Raw genomic sequence first — 20,264 nt, 5'->3', positions numbered from 1 at the left:
ACCAATATTCAATACTCATTATAGAGTACAGCGTAACACGAGCTATGCCCGCGACTGCGACAATCACATCGACCAGCAACAGCTTTACTACAACGCAGCGTTCCAGATTGCTACACTGCCGCCTTCGAATTCAGCGACCGAGTCCTCATGTCACGCCTTTCTCCTATATTGCTGCGATCCCTGCCTCTGACACTGCTGTTTCTGGGAGGTTGCCAGGCCAGCTTGCCAACTCGCCCAGATACCCCGAGCACGGCAGCGCTCACCTATTCCACGGAGCAACAAGCAGCCGTTCAGGAACAACTGGACAATGCCAGCAACGACTATTTTCAACAGCTGGCTGACCGCTTTCCTGAACGAGCCAGAGCACTGGGAATAGAGCCTGAAGCCACCTGGTCAGCGCTATCCAGCAGCAGTCAGAACGGCATCTATCAGCAACTGCAACAACAGAAACAACAATTGCAAAGTCTGCCGCTCGATGCCCTGCCAGCGCAGCAACAGCTGGTCGCCAGTACGCTGATCTACCGAATCAACCAACAACTGGACTGGCGCGACTGTGACAACAACAGCATGCCACTAGGCAGTGAGCACGACTGGCTTAATCTGCTTGAAACCAGCCTGTCGAAAGATACTCGGGTCGATAACATCCCCGGCTTCCACCGTTACCTCAAACGCCTTGAATCCGCCGCGCTGCTGTTGCAACAATGGCAGCAGCAAATCAGCGAACGCAATCAGCGCCACGTCGTCATGCTAGGCAGCAGCCGCAAGCGCACCTTGCGCCAGCTTGACCAGATGATGTCTGGCTACCCGTTTACCGACAGCCCGGAACCATCCACCTTATGGCGCGATGTTCAAACCCGATTGACACGGTTGGATCTCTACCCGTCCAGTCACGGGATCCTCGAAAGCAAGGCCGCCAGCATCCTCACCAACCATTTATTACCCGCCTTGCGGGCGCTGCGTCATCAACTGACTGAACTGCCCGTGCAAACCAGCCTGAGTTGGCAACAACAGCCCAACGGCGACGCCTGCTACCGGTTGCAATTGACCGAGATGGGCAGTGCAGAATCTCCCGAACTGTTACAGGAAATAGCCAAAACCCGCCTCTCTGCCATACAGCAACAACTGGTTCAAGAGCTGACCCTGGATCCAGCCCAAACACTGGCTCCCCAGTTGCGCGCCTGGTTGGCATCACACCGGATACAACCGTCACAGCCCCAGCAGGCCGCCCGTGAGCGCTTGCAACAGCTGAACCAGCAGCTCCCCCAGCTGTTTGCTTACCTGCCCACCACAGCACTGGTGATTCAACCCAGCCAGGACGCCAGTGTCATCAGCCCCTGGTATGAAGCCCCCAGACCAGCACTGGAACAGCCGGGTATCTACTGGACCGTCGCCAATCACCCGGCCAGCAGCTGGCGTTGGCCACTGGATCTGTACCGCAATACCCTGCCGGGCAAACACCTGCAAGTAGCACTGGCGCAGGAAAACACGCAATTGCCCGACTTTATGCGTGCTCCCATCAACGACGACTTTGAACCGGGCTGGTTGTCCATCGCCGCCGAATTGGCAGCCGATCTTGGCGGCTATCAGAATGCCGGAGAACACGCCTGGGTATTGCTGGATGAAATGGAACAGGAGCTGAATCTTATTCTGGATATCGGCATCCATCTTTATCAATGGCCGCAAGACAAGGCCATCCGTTATTGCCAGATCAACAGCTTTCTGTCGCAACAGGATTGCCAACAACGCCTGCAACAGATAATGGAAGCACCCGGACGCCTGGCTCGTCCGGCAATCTCGCGCGCCAACCTGCTGAGCCTGATTCAGTCGGCTGAATCCGAATTGGGGCAAGACTTCGTCGGCCAACAGTTTTATAGCGACTGGCTGGCAGCCGGACTGCTACCACCAGCACTGTATGGCCAATGGTTAAGGTTATGGGTGGCGCAGTAACAGCACAACCGACAGTACTGGCGCTTGCCCGTATTGTCGAGGTCGTGCGTCATGTGGGCTACCTGAGCGTTTTGAGTCGAGTTGTAACGCCGCGCGCTTGAACCCCTAGCGGTTCCCGTTACGGAATACCAAACGATTATTCACATCACGGCTGCTTTTGATACGCTCACTGTGATCAATAGCCTGTTGCTGTTTGGCCATACGATCATACAACAGCACGTTGACGGTGGCCCCCAGGTTCATGCAACCAATGGTTGGAACATAAACCACAGCATCAGCCACATCAATGATGGACTGATCGACAGATCCATCTTCCGGGCCAAAGATATACAAGGCATGATCAGGATGAATAAATTCCGGTAACGGAGTTGCCCCGACAGCAAACTCAACACACACCAGCGTCCGGTGCTGTCCGGCCAATTCAGTGAAAGACTCAACCGCGCTCAGTTCAATATGCTGGCTAGCGTTCTTGGTATCCTGATGATATTTTGCCGCTCGCGCAAATCGCTTGCCGGTATAATAAATGGCACTGGCACCATAACAACCGGCAGCACGCATTACCACACCTACATTAGAAGGGCTTTTGGGGTTGCATAACGCAATAGCGGACGACCTTGTTTGTTGCACGATGTATTCCCAAACCGGTTATATTCAAGCACATCATACTAAAAAACCCCCATTTTATAAACCGGCAGCTGAATATCAAAAACACAAAACCAGAAATCTCACAGAAATACCTGGCTCCTACACTCCTGTGTAGTAGCCAGCAGTGTCCATTACATTTCCATATAAAGCGTAGAAACAAGAACAGTCTATATTTTACCAACCGGTGCCTGAGTATTAAAAATATAAAATCAGAAAGCTTTACCGTACTGAAAACAGATAATAAAAAAATAAAAATTCAGATTTTAAAAAAATTTAGTTTTCCAGAGCAAGCACCACACTCAGGTCTGCTAACACTTCGTAGCACTCCAGTAGCCCGTCGTTATCTGAGCGGCTACTGGAGGCCGTTATTATCGGTGCTACGCTGTTAAATCTGTTACTTCACCGGTGACAGCAGGTCTGGATTAGTCACCAGATTTCTGACGCCGTGTGCGTGATCTTCATTAAATACGTTGCCCTTGCACCACAGACCAACCGTGGCAATGTTCACCTTGGCCACCTTGGGTCTGACACTCCATGACACCTGGAAAGGCGAACCGGCTTCATTGTAGCCAGGGCCTGTTGTAGAACCGGCATATTGCACCGGGTAACCAGTATCAGTCGGTATATTCAACGCTTGATGCACACCATGACGGACACCCTGTTGGGTCAGCTGGCCAAAGTCCAGAGCACTGCTGTCATTTACCAGAACAAACACCTGTGTTTCTACACGCAACTGGGGATTACCGATGGATTCATCCAGACAAGCGCCCAGAGTTGGCCCAGGGGCAACCTGTGCAGTTGAATGTACATAATGAACCTCAATCGTGTCTCCCGGAACCAGGCTGCCATGCGCACTCGGGCAAATATCTTCGGTAACGGCTGTGAGTTCACCAGCACTCAGTGACCCGGTATATTCATAACCACTTTGATAACCATAACCATCGCCATTACCAGCATAGCGGGTAAATTCCCCCCCCTTGTGCTCGGCATTTTTGTGGAAGTGAATATTACACAAATTCATATATTCAGAGGCAGGAGCCGCACTGAATACACGATTGTTCTTACCATCAGTTATATCAATATCACGAGGAGATTGAGGGCCAAATCCCTTACCAGCGGTGTTTTGCGCCAACAAGCTGCGTTGTGCTGCCACCACCTGATCGGAAACCGGCTTGTGCGCATCCGTATGATGATGTTCAACACTGGCACAGCTCGCCAGCAAGGTCGTCGACGTAAGTACTACAGCAATTTTTGTTCTCATATTTATCATACCCATTATTAGTGAACGATAAATATTAATGCAGATATTCTGAACTTGCGACCAAAACACCAATATAAAATAAAATTTTTACCAGGACGCCAAAAAAGCGTCCTATTCAATAGGCCAATACACTTTAGCGGACATTTGGGGACATCTATTTAATCCGGTGCTCACTCTGGGCCACCGGATGGTTTCGAATCACGAAGCCGACTTGCAGGCCTGACGGGTCAAGTCAAAAGTCGGCGACACCGAGTCGAGATCATCCGGCAGCCCCCGAAGGGCGCGGGTTGCCGCCGTCCAGTGCGGTGTTGACGAATTTGAAAAGGACTCGTCATTTCGCTGCATTCGTCGCCTTGCCCTGAACAACGGCAACACTCGCGCAGAGCCGTGCAGGATTAAATAGATGTCCCCATTTATTTAATCCGGTGCCCGCTCTGGGCTTTCGGATGGTGTCGAATCACGAAGCCGGTTTGCAGGCCAAACCACACTCCTCATGCCTTGTTCTGAAGCCAGCGGGCTCTCAGCAGGTCCGATTGATCAATTGAGAACGCCCCCTAAGATTCCGCCCATCCACAGTCATTAAAATATTTCGCCATTCACATTCAGCGCCTCTTCAAGGCTGGCATAGCTCATCAGCACCCCCTGGCCAGAGTACTGTTTTCTCAGCTGATTGATCGCCATCAACAGTAACATCACCAGCTGAAATGCTTGCAATAATGACTCAGGAGCTCCGGCATTGTGCAGATCATCGTAATGCTCCACAGCAAACTCATAAGCTTCCGTTTCCCGACGTCGCCAGTCTTCCCCCTCCGACTGTTCCAATGTGTCGAATACCTGATGCACCTGGCCTATCTGAATGGCAAGATCAGGACGTCCACGACGGAACAGACCGTTGGCATAACTGCGTAAAAACAGATCGGCCCAGGTAATCACCGAATAGCCACAGCCTGCCGTCGGCAAAGTAGGATGAAATGGATCGCGCTGTTCACAAATAAACCACCGCTCTGAACGACCAACGACCGATTCGTTGTCTGCTACAGGCTGGCGCCACAAGGTGGCGGGCAGCAGTGATGACTCTGATCGACTCATAAAGTGTCCCTCGTTGAAGTCTGTTTGGATAGACTTCAGCAAGGACTAGGCCAGTAAGAAGAAACGGCTTTATTTCAACGAGTTAGAGAAAAACACAAACGTATCAACACGAAAACGGCAAAAAATCGCCGCCAAAACTGGCTGGCAAGTGCCAGAACTCTGACAGCGTAAAAAACAACCTGGAAAAAGAGACTGGACAAGGCAATATGAGAAGCGATATGAGACGCACAATGGGAGAAAGCCTCAGAACGTCAAACAGCGGCCAATCTTCCTCGCCGCTGCCCCCACATGCAAAGAATACCAAAACCAGTCGCATCAGCCGGATCCTATTTTTCCTCCAGATCAAACGGCTTTTCGCTTAAATGATGGCGTAACCGATGAATCGCCACAAAAACCACCACCACAATCACCGGCAAGGCGATACCTTTGAGCATATAGGGATCAACTTGCCAGCCAAATGCTTTGAGACCATCCGCACCAATACCCACCAGCGCCAGAATGTAATAACAGATCACCACCACCGACAACCCTTCGACCGTTTGCTGCAACCGCAACTGCAACTCACTGCGTTTGTTCATCGACGTCAGCAAACGCTGATTCTGCTCCTGAATCGACAGATCCACACGGGTGCGCAGCAAACTGGTTGTGCGGTGAATACGACGCGACAAATCTTCCAGCTGATCCCGCACCGAATTACAGGTTTTGATGCCAGGCGTTAATCGCCGCTCAAGAAATTCCCGCAAGCTCTGCACCCCGTCAAGTGGCTCCTCTTTCAACTGGTCAAGACGGTCACGTACCAGATCGTGATAGGCCTTGGCCGCCGCAAAACGGAAATTGGTATCCGAGCGATAACGTTCCACATCCGCTGCCAACTGTGACAATGACTTCAACAAATCACGGTCTTCAAACTGGTTTTCCAACTCCGAAATATTCTGGATCAACTGCGCCAGACTGGTCTCAACCCGAGTCAGCTCATTGCCCATTTTACGCGCTACCGGCAACGCCAGCAGCGACATCAAGCGATAGGTTTCCAGCTCGAACAAGCGCTGTACCAAGCGCCCTGTCTGATACGGATTCAACCCCTTGTTCACCGCCACAATGCGACCAAAGCCATCACTGTGTAAACGAAATGCCGTCCACACCAACGCCTGGCCGCTGGCGACGGATGCACCCGATACCCGCTGCCCTTCAAACCAGTCGTACAACTGCTTTTCATCCGGTGTATCGTTCACCAGCGACAGATTCACCGCCACCACCAACTCACCCGGCATCGCCGCCAGCCAGTCTTTTGGAATAAACGCCAGCGCATCAGTCGCAAAAGGCTCCTCGGTCGCGACGATAAAGGTAAAGTTGGCGAACTCCAGATGGCGCTCCCAACGTAACTCAAAGCCCCCAAAATCCTGATACAAACAGGATGAATCCGGATCCGGTGCTGGCACACTGTAACGGCGGCACAACTCCACCACATGGGCATGCAACTCCTGCCGGTTGTCGTTCAGCTTGACCGTAAAATGAGCCACCTGGCAGCTCCCCTCAATCACCGGCGACGGGCGATTATGCAGCTCCTCGTACAACACCGATCGCATTGGATGAACGTTAAGAGACAGACTGGGACTGGCGATATCCGGCACATGTGGGCTACTGATCATGAGTCGATAACATCCTGAATTGTCGAAAAATAATGCCAGCCTACAGGGAACAACACCCTGTCGCCAAGGTGTCTATTAGACCCAATACCGGAGAGCTATTCCTGCTCTGGCAAGCAGCCTGAAAATCTGACCGACAGAACGTATAACCAGAACAAGACCAAACCGGCCTGGCACTATTCAGGTCGCTGCCGATAAAACAAACCTAATAACCGATAGACATCAGGTAAGGCTTGTTTCATCAGCAGAGGAGCCTCAAAAAACGTTTCACTACACACCGCAAAAAATTCCGCCGGGTTTGACAGCGCATACTCGTCCAAAGGCAACACTTTATGATGCAGATAAGCCTTGTTCAAACCGTCCCACGCTGCCGTAAACACATCGTGCCATTCGCCAGGGCGCATATCAGGATGCATCGGTGGTGCGCCATTGGCGCCATCACGCAACCTATCCAACGTATGCGCCAACTCATGAATCACCACGTTACTGGCCTTGCCATGACGAACGCGCTCCCCGCTATGTAATACCGCATCCCACGACAGAATAACCGGCCCCCGCTGCCAGGCTTCGCCACTCAATCCCGGAGCCTGTGCGTGAACCACCCCATCAGCGCTGCGATAAGGCCGGTTGGGAACAAAATCGCCCTCATAAACAATGACTGTTTGCCAGTGGTCGTACCACTCCAGGCCAAGATTCAACACCGGCACACAAGCCATGGTGGCAATTTTCAGACACATCGCCTGAGTCAGTTCAAAACCGCCACCGGCAGTAAAATCCTTATGCACCAGCAACCGAAACGCTAAATGGCGTAACTCATCGCGCTCACGCCCCTGATAACGTGCCATCACTGGCCAATCAGCAACAGCCGCCTCCCACTGCTCTATGGTAAACCCCTGCTGGTTAATACGCCGAACTTCCAGCCAATGTTTGATTGCTTTCAACAACATCGTATTTCCTTTAATACCCGCCACCAGCCTGAGCTGTTTTTAATCGCCAGGTTTTAGTCGCAGGTTTTGTTAAAAGGTAGGTATTTGCGCGGCAGAAAAATAGCAATGACGTTTGCCAAATCATAACGACTACTTTTTTACAATTGAATTTACAACCGAAAGCCGCCGTCTTCATCGAGCAATTGATCCAGCGAGACAGAGAGATGGCTGGCAACGTCCTGTTGCCAACCATTCAGCCAGTCACTCAATGACGAATCTTCCGGGACAGCGTGTTCAGCTGCTTGCAGTTGCTGCAATGTCAGGTCGGCAAAAAAGTGGTCGAGGGTGAGCAAACGCATATCGGGTAACCATATCCAGCTATCGTCCTGGCTTTTGGTCACCCAACCCGCCTGCTGAAAGTACTTCAGCAACACCGACAGCTCTGCTGCCGGAAGGCTGCGCAAACGCTGCCGCAGATCGCTTTCGCTCATACCCTTGCCTGCTTGCTGGCCCTGGTAAAGCGCAGCAGCCAGAGCCAGTCGTTGCCGTAACGGGTCACGTACCGAGCGCGATTCCGGGTGGCTGAGGGCATAGCTGAGTTCAGCACCAAAAAGCAACAGCATCCAGCTGAGGTAAGTCCACATCAGGAACAGCGGAACAGCGGCAAAAGCACCGTAGATCAGTTGGTACGACGGAAACATACCGACGATTTTGGCGAACAGGTATTTGCCGGTTTCAAACACAGTCGCCACCACCAGCGCGGCAACCACGGCATCTCTGGGGGGAACCTTGCAGTTGGGCACCATCATATAAACAAAGGTGATGGCGGCCACGGTCATCGACCAGGGCACCAGCCGGGCAAAGGAAGGAATCGTCATATCCATCCCTTCTGGCAGTACGCTGAGCGAGGCCAGCAGTGAGCTGACTGCCTGAGCGGCACCAAACAGCAACGGCCCGAGGCTGAGGACTGCCCAGTAACGAAAGAAGCGTTGCAATGTCGAACGTGAGACTTCGACCTGCCAGATTTTATTGAACTGCTGTTCGATGGTTTGCAACAACATCAACGCGGTAAAAAACAGGAATACCACACCAATCCAGGTCAGCTCGCGGGCCTGCGCACTGAAGCGCACCAGATAGTTGGAAATCATGTCACTGCCTTCAGGCATGACGTAGGCCAGCAGGTTAGTGTGTGCTTGCGCACCCCATTCTTGCAGGGACGGGATAGCGCTGAGAATCGCGTAGGTCACGGTAATTACCGGCACCAGGGCAAACAGGGTGGTATAGGTCAGGGCGGCGGCATCGCGCCTGCGCTCCATGGACTCGAACCGTTTGAGGGTTTGCCAGATCAGTCGCAGTACCCGGCGACCACGGCGGAAAGCGGTGAGCATCTAGGGCTTCCTTGTTACAATCGCTGCCAATTGGTTGACAATTTGAGAGTGTGCACAGCATGAGTGATATACAGATCTACCACAATCCCCGGTGTTCCAAGTCGCGGGAGACCCTGAAACTGCTGCAGGACAAAGGCATTACACCCGTGGTCGTGGAGTACCTGAAAGACGTACCGTCGGAAGACGAGATTCGCCAGCTGATCCAGCTGCTCGGCTTCAGCAGCGCCCGTGAGCTGATGCGCACCAAAGAAGAAGAATACAAACAACAGAACCTGGCCAGTGCCGATGAAGCCACTCTGATCCGCGCCATGGCCAACACTCCCAAACTGATAGAACGCCCGATCGTCATCAACGGCAACCAGGCCCGTATCGGCCGCCCACCAGAACAGGTGCTGGAGATTCTTTGATGGCATCTGCCCCGTATGTATTGGTGCTGTATTACAGCCGCCACGGCAAAACCGCAGAGCTGGCACGGCTGATCGCTCGTGGTGTTGAGCAAGCCGGAATGGATGCTCGTATTCGCAGCGTGCCGCCGGTATCGCCGGATACCGAATCTTCATTGCCGCCGGTGCCGGATACCGGTGCAGTGTATTGCAGCCAGGATGATCTGCGCCACTGCGCCGGATTGGTAATGGGTAGTCCGACCCGTTTTGGCAATATGGCCGCGCCGCTGAAATACTTTCTCGACAGCACCAGTAGCCTGTGGCTGAGCGGTGCGCTGGCCGACAAACCCGCCGGAGTATTTACCTCAACCTCATCCTTGCATGGCGGTCAGGAAAGCACCCTGCTAACCATGGCATTGCCGTTATTACACCACGGCATGGTGTTCGCCGGTATTCCCTATCGTCATGCCGAACTCAGTGATACCCGCTCGGGTGGAACGCCTTATGGCATGAGCCACTGGGCCGGTGCCAACAATGAGCAAGCTATCAGCGCACCAGAAAAAGCCCTCTGTCTGGCCCAGGGCAAACGGGTTGCAACGCTGGCCACCGCCCTGCTTAACAGTCACGGAACGGGAATCTGATATGACCCAATTACCTGCCGCTAGCTGTCCGTTTGTTGCCAAGGCAGCCCTGGCCTACCGTGTACTGGTGAGCAGCTACATTGCTATGTTGCTGGTATTACTGGGCGCGACGCTCAGTCATCCACCGCCAACCGCCGAACCCGGCCTGATGCTATGGCTAACCGGTATTGGTATCGCGCTATTCAAGGCCTTGCCGCTGATGCTGTTTATACCCGGCCTGGTGGCACGCTCTCACAAGTCAGCTTCCTGGCTGGCTTATATGATTTTGCTCTACTTTGTGGTGTCGGTACTGGGAGTCTTTACACCAGGCAGCGGCATCTGGGGTTGGCTGCTGGTGCTCGCCAGCCTGGCGATTTTTGTCAGTGCGATTCTGTTCACCCGCTGGCAGAAGCGGGTTGAGGCAGGCTTGTAAGGCGTCATATTGGGAGGGCGGGCCGCGCTGTGCCGTAATCATCAATCGTCACCCCACGCGTCTCATCCAAGGCGTCATCCTGGGAGGGCGGGCCGCTGTGCCCGCCAACCTCCTCCATCCGAATCCGGGGTATTTTACAGCGCGAGTGCGGTGATTTCCCTACGGATCGGTAGCGTCCAAACGGCTACTGGTCGTCTTCCCACTCGCCATCGGTGTCGTCATCGGCGATTTCAGTCAGAATGGCGGAGCCACACTTGGCACATTTGCCTTCCACTACCACAACGCCATCCATTTCATATTCTTGCGGCTCGACCATGCCGAGGTCGGCTTCCATACACTCGTTACACCAGGTCTGGCTCAGGAAAGCATCCTGGTCGTCTTTTTCTCGGGCAAAAAAATCGCGTTCGATGCGTTCCATTTGTTTCTCTCTCAGGTCAATCGGGCCAATACCCGCCAATACGGTTTTGTACCGGCATTCGACGGGCATTGTAGGGGATTTCCGCTGGAAGGGAATATCTGCCGGTTGTTCTGTTTTGCTAAAATTTTCTATTTTTTCGAAAAATTTGACGATATTTATCCGCTTTTTAAGAAATAAATATCCCAATAACATCGACACCAGTATCAACGTCCGTATCACGCCCGTTGCGGTGTTTACTCCCGCTGTCCGACTCACCCCACACTCGCACCACACCACACCCACACCCACCCCGCAGGAGAACCATATGATCTACTTTCGCCCCTCGCAACAACGCGGCCATGTCAATATCGGCTGGCTGAACAGTTTCCACAGCTTTTCGTTTGGTCACTACCATGCGCCGGAGCATATGGGTTGGGGATTATTGCGGGTGATCAACGACGATACCGTGGCTGCCAGCGCCGGGTTTGAAGCCCACTGTCATCGGGATATGGAAATTATTTCCTATGTACTGGAAGGTGCTCTGCGCCATCAGGACAGCACCGGTAAAACGTCCGTATTGAAGGCCGGAGAAATACAACGCATGACCGCAGGCAGTGGGATTGTGCATTCCGAATTCAATCAGTCCCCGGAAGCTCAGGTACACTTTCTGCAAATATGGATTCATCCAAACGAACGCGGGCTGGAGCCTGGGTATCAACAGCGGCAAGTACCACAGCAAGGGCCTCTGACTGCAATTGTGTCGCCCGATGCGCGGGGGAACTCACTGAAGATCCATCAGGATGTGGTGATCTCCCGGCTGCAATTACAACCCGGCGAGTCCATCACCTTGCCGGTTGGCAGCCGCGCCGGGTATTTGCATATGATTGAGGGCAGTGCCGCAGTCAATGTTGTCGATCAACCGCTTGGGCCAGGGGATGCCGTGGGCATTATGGCGGCAACCGGGCTGACACTAAGCGCGACAGCTGACACTCACCTGACCGCGCTGTGGTTCGATCTGCCCGCTTTCCATCATCCGGCCTGAGCGTCAGAACCGGTCGATTTTTAACGCCGTCATTTCGAGCGCAGTAATTTATAGATGCCCCCTATAGACGACGGCTCCCAAAGGAATAGATGATAGCAGCCGCTGAATAAAACCTGCCCGACAGCCAACCGGGTTTATCTAACGCTTTCTGAAATACTTTCCAGGTATCGTCATGCTCACCCTCCACCACCTTAATAACTCTCGTTCCCAGCGTGTGCTCTGGTTATTGGAAGAGCTGGAAATTGATTACCAGATTACCTTGTACGAACGCGATCCCCACACCCTGCTGGCACCAGCCAGCCTGAAGGCCATTCATCCGCTGGGGAAATCTCCAGTGATTACCGATGGCGACTTGTCGCTGGCAGAGTCGGCGGTGATTCTTGAGTATCTCAACGATGTCTATGGCCAACGGCGCTTCTGGCCCGAGGACAGCCCGTCGTTATGGCAATGCCAATACTGGCTGCATTATGCCGAAGGCAGCCTGATGCCCTTTCTGTTAATGACGCTGGTGTTTCAGCGTATAAAGACCGCACCCATGCCCTTTTTTGTCCGGCCTGTCGCCCGTGGTATTGCCAACAAGGCACTCGACAGTTTTGTCTCGCCCAATCTGAGCAGCCATCTGGATTACGTTGAACGGCATCTGAGCAAAAATGAATGGTTTGCCGGTGACCAGATGTCGCTGGCGGATTTTCAGATGAGTTTCCCACTGGAAGCCGCCTTGCAGCGAGGTGCAAGCGCCGAGTCGCATCCACACCTGGCGGCCTGGGTAGCACGGATTCACCAGCGCGATGCCTACCAGCGCGCATTAACCAAAAGCGGGCCGTACGCCTACGCCTAACGGGTGTCAGTGGCTGATCTGCCGTATCACAACCCTGCCAGTTCGGTCAGCACCGCGTTGCTACTGGCATCAAACAGTGAGAAACGGGTACGGCTGTCACTGGGGGTAATCCCGACCCAGCGCTTGAAGGCGCGGCGGAAGTTGGTGCTGTCGTTAAAGCTCAGGTGCGCGGCGACCTGTTCGTTGTTCCAGCCACACACATGCAACAGATAAAGGCTCATATGTAGCCGTGACTGATCCTGCAATTGCTGAAAATGGCAGCCATGCTTGCCCAGTTTACGCTTCAGGGTTGCCGGACTCATCTCCAACCGTACGGCCATGTCGGGGAGCGTCATCGGTTCACGCACCCGCTCCAGCAGCAGCCGGTACACCCGTTCCGGCAACGACGCCGCAGGCAAGCCTGCCAGTATCCATTCACATTGACGCTGAGCCACCTGATAGGCCGTCGCCGACCCTCGTGGCCACTCCTGGTCGAGCCACTTGCGCTCGATCACCATCACATCCATGCCGAGGTCGAACCAGAGCTGGTCGCCCAGATTCACCTGATACTGTTCCTCATAATCCGGGCGGCCATAACTGAAACCGTAACGCCAGGGCAGTCGTGTGGCACTCATCCAGCGACTGAACGACGTCAGGGACGACATCGCCGCCTCGACCAGAAAGCGGCGGTCGCCCTGATGCTTGCCCAGGGTCAGCCAGTGGACGTAGCAATAACGCTCATCGGTGACCACAAAGGGCGTTACCCAAGGAGACAGCACCCGCCGGTAACTGACCAGCGCGTCCAGTGCCTGACGTAATGACCCGGCATTACCCAGCAAGCTGCTGGCGCTATCGTAGTGCCCTGGCCAGAGCGAGGCACCCCAGCGAAACGACAATTCCGGCTCCTTGCTGAGCTTGCTGGCATTACCCACCAACAGCCCCGCCTGAGTTGCTGACATCATCACCTGTCCTTGCAGAATATCTTCATAAAACAGGCCGGTGCCACGCAGAATCTTGTGGCTGCAAATATCACGGGAACGTAACAGATCGATCAACAACGCTGGCTGATAATGCGCAGCAAAAATACGCTCATCGCACTCATACCAGGTGGGTGTCGTCATTTCAGGCAACCTCGCCAAAACCGGAACCCGACTTGGCATTGGCCAGCGCCTGATTGGCGCGTTTGATCAGCAGATCGGACGGTTCGCCCTGCCAGTCTGCCAGGCCGATACTAATGGTCTGATAAAGGGTTTCGCCGCTGGTTTTATGCTTGTAGGCAAAATGCTGCACGGCCCGGCTCAGTTCAGCGGCAATGCTTTTGCCCTTGTCAACGCCGGTGTCTGGCAGCAGTACGGCAAAACGGTCGGCGGCATAACGGCAAATCAGGTCGTCCTGACGCAGGTTCAGCAGCATCAGTTCCGACAGTTCATACAGCAGGGCGTCGCCTTCCCGATGACCATGCAAACGGTTCACTTCAGCAAAACGATCAACATCCACCATCAACAACACCATCTTCTGGGCGGGCAGCTGGGTCATCACGCCTTGCAGTTGTTCTTTCAGGTAGTCAACCCGGCCCAGCTGGGTCAGGTTGTCGATAAACCGATGCTCCCGAAACAGCTGTTCGCGCTTGCGCAGTTGCTGATTGATCGACAATTGTTCCTGATGCCAGTGCACCAGCCCATAGGTCAATAGCATCACTCCCACGGGCATGGCACCGGATTCGAGCCACTGATCCCAGAACTGCTCGGCAGGCAAACGGATAAATTCATCCAGGTTGTCCTGCCACATAGCCAGAAACATAAACCCCAGCCCCAGGGTCAGCAAATCGGTCACCCGCCCCGCCGGACGACTGCCAAGAATCAGCATCATCCAGACCGCCAGCGCAATCGCGGTGCCGCCTTCACCCAGTACATCCAGCCAGTCAATTTCTGCCCACTGTTTGGCATCGCCCATGATCAGGCTGCCAACCAGCCCGCCAATGGCGAGGCCAAACACCAACAGCAATTTGCGCCGGTGTATCCCCAGAGTCGAAAACATCCCCAATCACCTATCCAGACCGTTGAGTTACCGGAAACACACTCGGTAAAACCAGCCGATGTGTCTCTGTACGTGGTCGGCATTAAAGCATGATCATCCGGTTGCGGGGCTTCAGGGGTCATATCGGCTCAGTAAAAGTTACCGTAAATTCGATGAATTTTTTATGACAGCCAGCCTGGGGGCTGGCAGGGCGATTTGAGCCAGTTAATTCCGTGAGCCATATCAATAAAGCTCATTTTCAAAGACCCGCTTCGACCACCAAACCATGGGTTAATTTGGATCATTACGACATCAAACCACGGCTTTTTAACACTCCTTTCCGACCACCTACATGGTTGCCAAAGAGGCAGTAACAATAGTGTCACCACCAATTCCTACTGTCGCAACGTCCTGACAAGAGACTCACTCTCGCCCCAAGGCCAGCTAACGAGACTGCCCGGGCCAGAGCCATTATTTCAACGGAGAGCAGAAGTGAAACTGTTAATCAAACCTCTGGTAGCCAGCATTGCTCTGGCATCTGCCGCTCTGGCGCAAGCCGATGGCATCGTCGAAGGCCGTATTATCGACGCGGCTTCACAAACCATTTACAAAGGTGCGGTTGTGCGCCTCGAAGAAGCCAAACGTCAAACCCTGTCGGGTCAGGCGGGTCGCTTCCGTTTGCCACCAGTCCCCGCCGGTGACTACACCCTGACCATTACCCTGGGCGACAAGACCCTGGATTCCCGGCGGGTGACCGTCATCGACAACGACGTCACCAGCGCCAACGTGGTGGTTAACGAAGGCGACGATATCATCGACGAGGTGCTGGTCTTTGGTCAGGCGGCGCGGATGCAACGCGCCCTCGATCGTCAGCGTTATTCCGATCGTATTATCAGCGCCGTCAATGCCGACGCCATCGGTGAACTGCCCGATTCAAACGCGGCAGAAGCCTTGCAGCGTATTCCCGGCCTGTCGATTGAACGCGACCAGGGCGAAGGCCGCTTTGTTCGTGTGCGTGGTATGGGATCAGACTACAACTCGGTATCCATCAACGGCACCCAGATTCCAGCACCGGAAGCCGGAACCCGTTCAGTGGCGCTGGATGTAATTCCATCCAACCTGATCAGCTCGCTGGTGGTCACCAAGTCTCTAACGCCTGATATGGACGCCAACTCCATCGGTGGTGCAATCGAGATTGAAAGTATCTCGGCACTGGATCGTGAAGGGCCGTTTTATAATGCCGACCTCGAATACAGCTACGACGAACTGACCGACAACACCAACCCCAAACTGTCTCTGGGAGGCGGTACGACCCTGGCACTGGGGGGCGAACGTCGTTTGGGTATCGCTGCAGCCGCCAGCTACGAAAGCCGTGACTTCGGTTCTGAAAATACCGAAACCGGCGGCAAGTGGGATGGCGATGAGCTGGAAGAAATGGAAATGCGCGATTACACCATCAATCGTGAACGGATTGGCGCGGCACTGAACCTCGATTATGAGCACGACATCAACAACGCCTTCTACCTGCGCACGCTGTATTCAGAATTCAGCGATGACGAACAACGCCAGGCACTGGTGGCGGAGTTTCAGGAACTGGTCATTGAAGATGGAGAGGAAGAGCGTGACGGTACTTCCCGTGCTTCCGGTGACAGCGGCCTCGGCGAAGTCGCCCGTGAACTGAAGGATCGTAAAGAAACCCAGACCATCAAGTCAGTGACCCTGGGTGGCGAACACTTTATCAACGACTGGACTGTCGAATACGACCTGGGTATGTCCAGCGCCAAGGAAGAAGAACCGGATTCCATGGACAGCGCGGTATTCACCGCCGACGTAGATAACATTGGTTTTAACGGCAGCAAAAAACCCATCCTGTTCGGCAGTGAGCTGTACGATGCCAGCAACTTTGAACTCGACGAAATCGAACGGGTACACAGTCATTCCACCGATGATATGAACGTCGCCAAAGTCGATATCACCCGCGACCTGATCGTGGCGGACTACCCGGCCATGGTGAAGTTTGGGGGCAAGCTGAAAAGCCGTAAAAAACACATGGATGTCGACATTCGCAAATATGAGGCCGATGACATTTCCATGTCCGATTACGTCTCCGGTAGCGTCGACTACGGTCTCGGCAACTTTGGCCCGGCCTTGAACGACAGCCAGTTGCGCGCGCTGATGAATACCCTGGCAGCAGACTCCGAAGCAGAAGCCGCTGCCGTGGCAGAAGGCTTTGTTGACTCACTCATTGAAGACTACACCATCGAAGAAGACGTCAACGCTGCTTATGTTATGGGCCGTATTGATATGGATGAACTGCAGCTGATTGGCGGTCTGCGCCATGAACAAACCAAACAGAAGAGCAAGGGTTACCAGATTAATGGTGACGATAATGAAGCCGCTGTCAGCCGCACACACTTCACCAACGACTACTCTCATACCCTGCCTTCCCTGCTGGCCAAACTGGATGTAGCGGCCGATACCCAGGTGCGAGCGGCCTGGACCAATTCGGTTGTGCGCCCAACCTTCGAAATGATTCGTCCAAACGTGGCCATTGACGGTGATGAACTGGAAGCGGGCAACCCCTACTTGAAACCACTGGAATCCAGTAACCTGGATCTGGGGATCGAACACTTTATGGGTAACGCAGGGGTGATTTCTGCCTTTGCCTTCTACAAGAATATCGACAATTTTGCCTACGAAACCGACGTCGCCAACGATGCCTATTACAACAGCCTGGCAGGGGAGGAAGACACCACCACCACCACATTTGAAAATGGCACATCCGCGACGGTAAAAGGTCTGGAACTGGCTTACTCACAAAAATTTGCCACCCTGCCAGCACCGTTCAATGGCTTGTTATTGTCTGCCAACGTGACCTTTGTCGATTCCAAAGCAACGATCACATCCGACGATGGAGACGAGCAACTGAGCCGCACCATCAGCTTACCGAAGCAGTCGGATACCACCGGCAACCTGGTGGTCGGGTACGAGAACGACACCATCAGCCTGCGTCTGGCCGCCAACTACAAGTCCGACTATCTGGACGAAGTAGGCAACCTCGAAGACAGCAGCGGAGACATCAAACAGTCATCGCAAACTCAGGTGGACTTCAACGCCTCCTACAAACTCTCCGAGCAGCTGAAAGTACGCTTCAAGGCCGCCAACCTGACCGATGAACCGTATTACACCTACCAGGGCAGCGAACAATACAATGCCCAATATGAAGACTACGGCCCAACCTACAGCCTGGGTGTGAGCTACTCCAGCTTCTGACGCCAGCTCTGCACCGGCACTGCCGGTGCCGCCCACAACCCTGGTGACGTTTCGCCGGGATTGTGGGGATTGTTGCGTCTGGATACCCGCGCTGGCACCCATTGGGTTATGCCCCACTGCTACAGAGAATTGTTATGACAGTACAACGACACACCATCACATTACTGAGCATGGCCATGATTGGCCTGACGCTCACGACCCTGTCCGCCTGTTCGGGTCTGAGCGCCAGCTCGACGGCCTCAACGACCCAGGCTCAGGCTACGCAGGCCATGACGATGACCAAGACACTGACCACAGGGGAACACCTGCTGGTGTTGCCGGGTCAGCGCTCTTTCAGCATCGGGCCAGACAGCCCGGCGCAACTGACCGACACCCAGACCGGCCAACCCGACTGGCAGGCCAGCTGGCGTGGCGAACTGCTCGATGCCCGCGAAATGACAGCAAACGGCCAAACAGTCATCAAGATTGTCAGCCTCGACCAACAGAACCAGTTACATCTGCTGACGCTGGTAGCCAGCACAGACACGAAGAGCGGTTATACCCTGCAGCAAGACGCCGTCAGCGCTCCCTTGCAACAGCCACTGGAAGGGCTGTGCTTGTACGCCCCGCTTAGCAATAGCCAGTCTGCTAACCTGCAACTGTTTTTGCTCGGCGAAGACGCCATGGCTCGACAGCTGGTGCTAACCCCAACTGCAAACGGTTCAGCTTCACAGCCGCACACGACTCCACTGAACACCACCCTGCTGCGTCAGTTCGCCATCGCACCCGGTGCCCAATACTGTGTTGCCGATGACCAGCGCGATACACTCTATATCAGCGAAGAAAGTGTCGGTGTATGGCGCATGAACGCACGGGCAGAAAGTGATGCCGCCCGCGAGATGATCGATCTGACTCACCCGTTTGGCCATATTCAGGGGCAAGCCGGAGCCATCACCCTGAGCCAGGGCAGCCTGTGGCTGGCCGAAAGTGAAGGACATCGCCTGTACCAGTATCAACAGGATAACGGTCGTTATCTTGGCCACACCCTGCTGGCCGAGACCATCGCCATCGATACTCTGCTGACCTTGCCGCAAGATACCCGGGCAGGAGCGCTGGATAAACACAGCGGCAGCCTGATCATGCTGGATTTGCCCTCGCTGCCTGCCGTTGAAGTAACCGATGTGATTACGACCGTGGTTGCCAATGGCGAGACTCAGCCGGTCAAAAAAGCCGGTGACGCCGCCGATGATCCAGCGATCTGGGTAAACCCGAACCAGCCAGATGCCAGCCGTGTTCTGGGCACCAACAAAAAGCAGGGGTTATACGTCTACGACCTTGATGGCACAGAGTTGCAGGAATTACTGGTGGATCGGGTCAACAACGTCGATCTGCGTCAGGGGTTCCACTATCGTAACCAGCCAATGGACATCGCCGCCGCCAGCCAGCGCGATCGCCACTCCATTGCCCTGTTCCGCATCCAGCCGCAAACCGGTGTGGTCAGCAGCGCAGGAGAAATCGTCACCACTTTGGACGACGTCTACGGTCTTTGTATGTATCAAAACCGTGCCCGCCAAGTATTTGTCTTTATCAACGATCAGGATGGACGTTATCAGCAGTACCAGATTCTGGATAGCGCGACTGGCTGGCAAGGCCAGTTGGTGCGGGAATTTGCCGTCGCCAGTCAGCCAGAAGGCTGCGCCGCTGATGATCGCGCCCAGCGACTGTTTGTAGGTGAAGAAAACCGCGCCGTCTGGACGCTGCCAGCGGAGCCAGATGCCACGACCGGAATGTTGGAAATCGCCAGCGTTGGTGAATGGCTGCACGCCGATATCGAAGGCATGGATATTTATCAGACCGCCACGGCCAACTATTTGCTGGTATCCAGTCAGGGCAACGACAGCTACGTACTGTTCAACGCCACTCCGCCGTACCAGTATATCGGTCGTTTCCGTGTTGGCCTCAACGCTGCCAAAGGGATTGACGGCGCGTCTGAAACCGATGGGCTGGCCATCAGTTCCGCCTTTCTGGGCGATCGATACCCGTTGGGAATGCTGGTTGTGCAGGATGGCCGCAATCTGATGCCGGAACAAAATCAGAATTTCAAATACATCGACTGGCGTGAGATCAAGACCCTGTTTGACTTACAGTAAGCGGCACCCTTGCCGCGAGACTGATGAGTCAGCCTGCCAGGCCCAAGGATCAGCAGGCTGGCTCAATACTGGTCAAATAATGAGCAAATCAGGCCAATAGGCGGCTATCAGGGCAGAAGAGATGTCTTGCCAGTTTGAGGGTTGCGGAACGTGTCAACCTCACTGTTACCTTTTACCTGGCGCACAACTCTGAAACCCGTCACTTGCGCTACCAGTGGTTGGAAAAACGAGCAAACACGTCGGGCTAAACGT

18 protein-coding genes are annotated in these 20,264 nt (G+C 54.2%); 8 read left to right on the top strand and 10 right to left on the bottom strand.

Annotation, left to right across the window (positions count from 1 at the left end):
• The first annotated feature begins 147 nt into the window (after positions 1 to 147).
• A complete protein-coding gene (locus tag WG929_RS13460; protein ID WP_416206450.1) occupies positions 148 to 1,947 on the top strand; it encodes a DUF885 family protein in 1,800 nt (599 codons plus the stop codon).
• Between the two features lie 105 nt (positions 1,948 to 2,052).
• On the opposite strand, the gene WG929_RS13455 is transcribed toward WG929_RS13460, so the two are convergent.
• From WG929_RS13455 to WG929_RS13425, 7 genes are all read right to left on the bottom strand, one after another.
• Positions 2,053 to 2,574 carry an RNA methyltransferase gene (locus tag WG929_RS13455; RefSeq protein WP_416206449.1) on the bottom strand — a complete coding sequence of 174 codons (522 nt, stop codon included), beginning with the start codon at positions 2,572 to 2,574 and terminating at the stop codon, positions 2,053 to 2,055.
• A 412-nt stretch (positions 2,575 to 2,986) separates the two neighbouring features.
• Entirely contained in the window at positions 2,987 to 3,853 is an 867-nt protein-coding gene (locus WG929_RS13450; RefSeq protein ID WP_416206448.1) for a delta-class carbonic anhydrase, read from the bottom strand.
• Between the two features lie 198 nt (positions 3,854 to 4,051).
• Positions 4,052 to 4,198, bottom strand: a complete 147-nt coding sequence (locus tag WG929_RS13445; RefSeq protein WP_369854690.1) for a hypothetical protein — start codon at positions 4,196 to 4,198, stop codon at positions 4,052 to 4,054.
• Positions 4,199 to 4,432: 234 nt separating this feature from the next.
• Complete coding sequence (locus WG929_RS13440; RefSeq protein ID WP_416206447.1) at positions 4,433 to 4,942, bottom strand: hypothetical protein; 510 nt, start codon at positions 4,940 to 4,942, stop codon at positions 4,433 to 4,435.
• A 326-nt stretch (positions 4,943 to 5,268) separates the two neighbouring features.
• Positions 5,269 to 6,591 carry a DUF3422 family protein gene (locus WG929_RS13435; protein WP_416206446.1) on the bottom strand — a complete coding sequence of 441 codons (1,323 nt, stop codon included), beginning with the start codon at positions 6,589 to 6,591 and terminating at the stop codon, positions 5,269 to 5,271.
• Between the two features lie 173 nt (positions 6,592 to 6,764).
• Entirely contained in the window at positions 6,765 to 7,535 is a 771-nt protein-coding gene (locus WG929_RS13430) for a M90 family metallopeptidase (RefSeq protein ID WP_416206445.1), read from the bottom strand.
• 149 nt (positions 7,536 to 7,684) lie between these two features.
• Positions 7,685 to 8,902 carry a YihY family inner membrane protein gene (locus tag WG929_RS13425; protein WP_416206444.1) on the bottom strand — a complete coding sequence of 406 codons (1,218 nt, stop codon included), beginning with the start codon at positions 8,900 to 8,902 and terminating at the stop codon, positions 7,685 to 7,687.
• A gap of 59 nt (positions 8,903 to 8,961) precedes the next feature.
• On the opposite strand from WG929_RS13425, the gene arsC reads away from it, so the two are divergent.
• Genes arsC through WG929_RS13410 form a run of 3 tightly spaced genes read left to right on the top strand, consistent with a single transcriptional unit; the run spans position 8,962 to position 10,338 of the window.
• Positions 8,962 to 9,309 (top strand): arsenate reductase (glutaredoxin), encoded by a 348-nt coding sequence (gene arsC / locus WG929_RS13420; RefSeq protein ID WP_416206443.1) that lies wholly within the window; start codon positions 8,962 to 8,964, stop codon positions 9,307 to 9,309.
• A complete protein-coding gene (wrbA, locus tag WG929_RS13415; protein WP_369857384.1) occupies positions 9,309 to 9,926 on the top strand; it encodes an NAD(P)H:quinone oxidoreductase in 618 nt (205 codons plus the stop codon). The genes arsC and wrbA overlap by 1 nt, the downstream gene beginning before the upstream one ends.
• A gap of 1 nt (position 9,927) precedes the next feature.
• Positions 9,928 to 10,338, top strand: coding sequence for a DUF2069 domain-containing protein (locus WG929_RS13410; protein ID WP_416206442.1), 411 nt, complete (start codon positions 9,928 to 9,930; stop codon positions 10,336 to 10,338).
• 184 nt (positions 10,339 to 10,522) lie between these two features.
• On the opposite strand, the gene WG929_RS13405 is transcribed toward WG929_RS13410, so the two are convergent.
• The gene (locus WG929_RS13405; protein WP_416206441.1) at positions 10,523 to 10,825 is read right to left on the bottom strand and encodes a hypothetical protein; all 303 of its coding nucleotides are present in this window, start codon (positions 10,823 to 10,825) and stop codon (positions 10,523 to 10,525) included.
• A 235-nt stretch (positions 10,826 to 11,060) separates the two neighbouring features.
• Between WG929_RS13405 and WG929_RS13400 the strand changes: the two genes are divergently transcribed.
• Both WG929_RS13400 and WG929_RS13395 read left to right on the top strand, forming a co-directional pair.
• Positions 11,061 to 11,777: a pirin family protein gene (locus WG929_RS13400; RefSeq protein WP_416206440.1), complete on the top strand. Its 717-nt coding sequence runs from the start codon at positions 11,061 to 11,063 to the stop codon at positions 11,775 to 11,777.
• A gap of 172 nt (positions 11,778 to 11,949) precedes the next feature.
• Entirely contained in the window at positions 11,950 to 12,615 is a 666-nt protein-coding gene (locus WG929_RS13395; RefSeq protein ID WP_416206439.1) for a glutathione S-transferase family protein, read from the top strand.
• Positions 12,616 to 12,641: 26 nt separating this feature from the next.
• Here the strand turns inward: WG929_RS13395 and WG929_RS13390 are convergent, their stop codons facing one another.
• A complete protein-coding gene (locus WG929_RS13390) occupies positions 12,642 to 13,715 on the bottom strand; it encodes an AraC family transcriptional regulator (RefSeq protein ID WP_416206438.1) in 1,074 nt (357 codons plus the stop codon).
• Position 13,716: 1 nt separating this feature from the next.
• Positions 13,717 to 14,631, bottom strand: a complete 915-nt coding sequence (locus WG929_RS13385) for a GGDEF domain-containing protein (protein ID WP_416206437.1) — start codon at positions 14,629 to 14,631, stop codon at positions 13,717 to 13,719.
• 471 nt (positions 14,632 to 15,102) lie between these two features.
• Here WG929_RS13385 and WG929_RS13380 point away from each other — a divergent pair, with 471 nt between their 5' ends.
• Together WG929_RS13380 and WG929_RS13375 are read left to right on the top strand one after the other, a co-directional pair.
• The gene (locus WG929_RS13380) at positions 15,103 to 17,883 is read left to right on the top strand and encodes a TonB-dependent receptor (RefSeq protein WP_416206436.1); all 2,781 of its coding nucleotides are present in this window, start codon (positions 15,103 to 15,105) and stop codon (positions 17,881 to 17,883) included.
• Positions 17,884 to 18,017: 134 nt separating this feature from the next.
• Positions 18,018 to 20,012 (top strand): phytase, encoded by a 1,995-nt coding sequence (locus WG929_RS13375; RefSeq protein ID WP_416206435.1) that lies wholly within the window; start codon positions 18,018 to 18,020, stop codon positions 20,010 to 20,012.
• Positions 20,013 to 20,264 lie beyond the last annotated feature (252 nt).

The sequence above is a fragment of the Oceanobacter antarcticus genome, from assembly GCF_044962685.1.
Taxonomy (GTDB): Bacteria; Pseudomonadota; Gammaproteobacteria; order Pseudomonadales; family Oceanobacteraceae; genus Oceanobacter; species Oceanobacter antarcticus.
The sequence above is the reverse complement of the archived record's forward strand: the minus strand, read 5'-3'. Positions and strand labels throughout refer to the sequence as shown.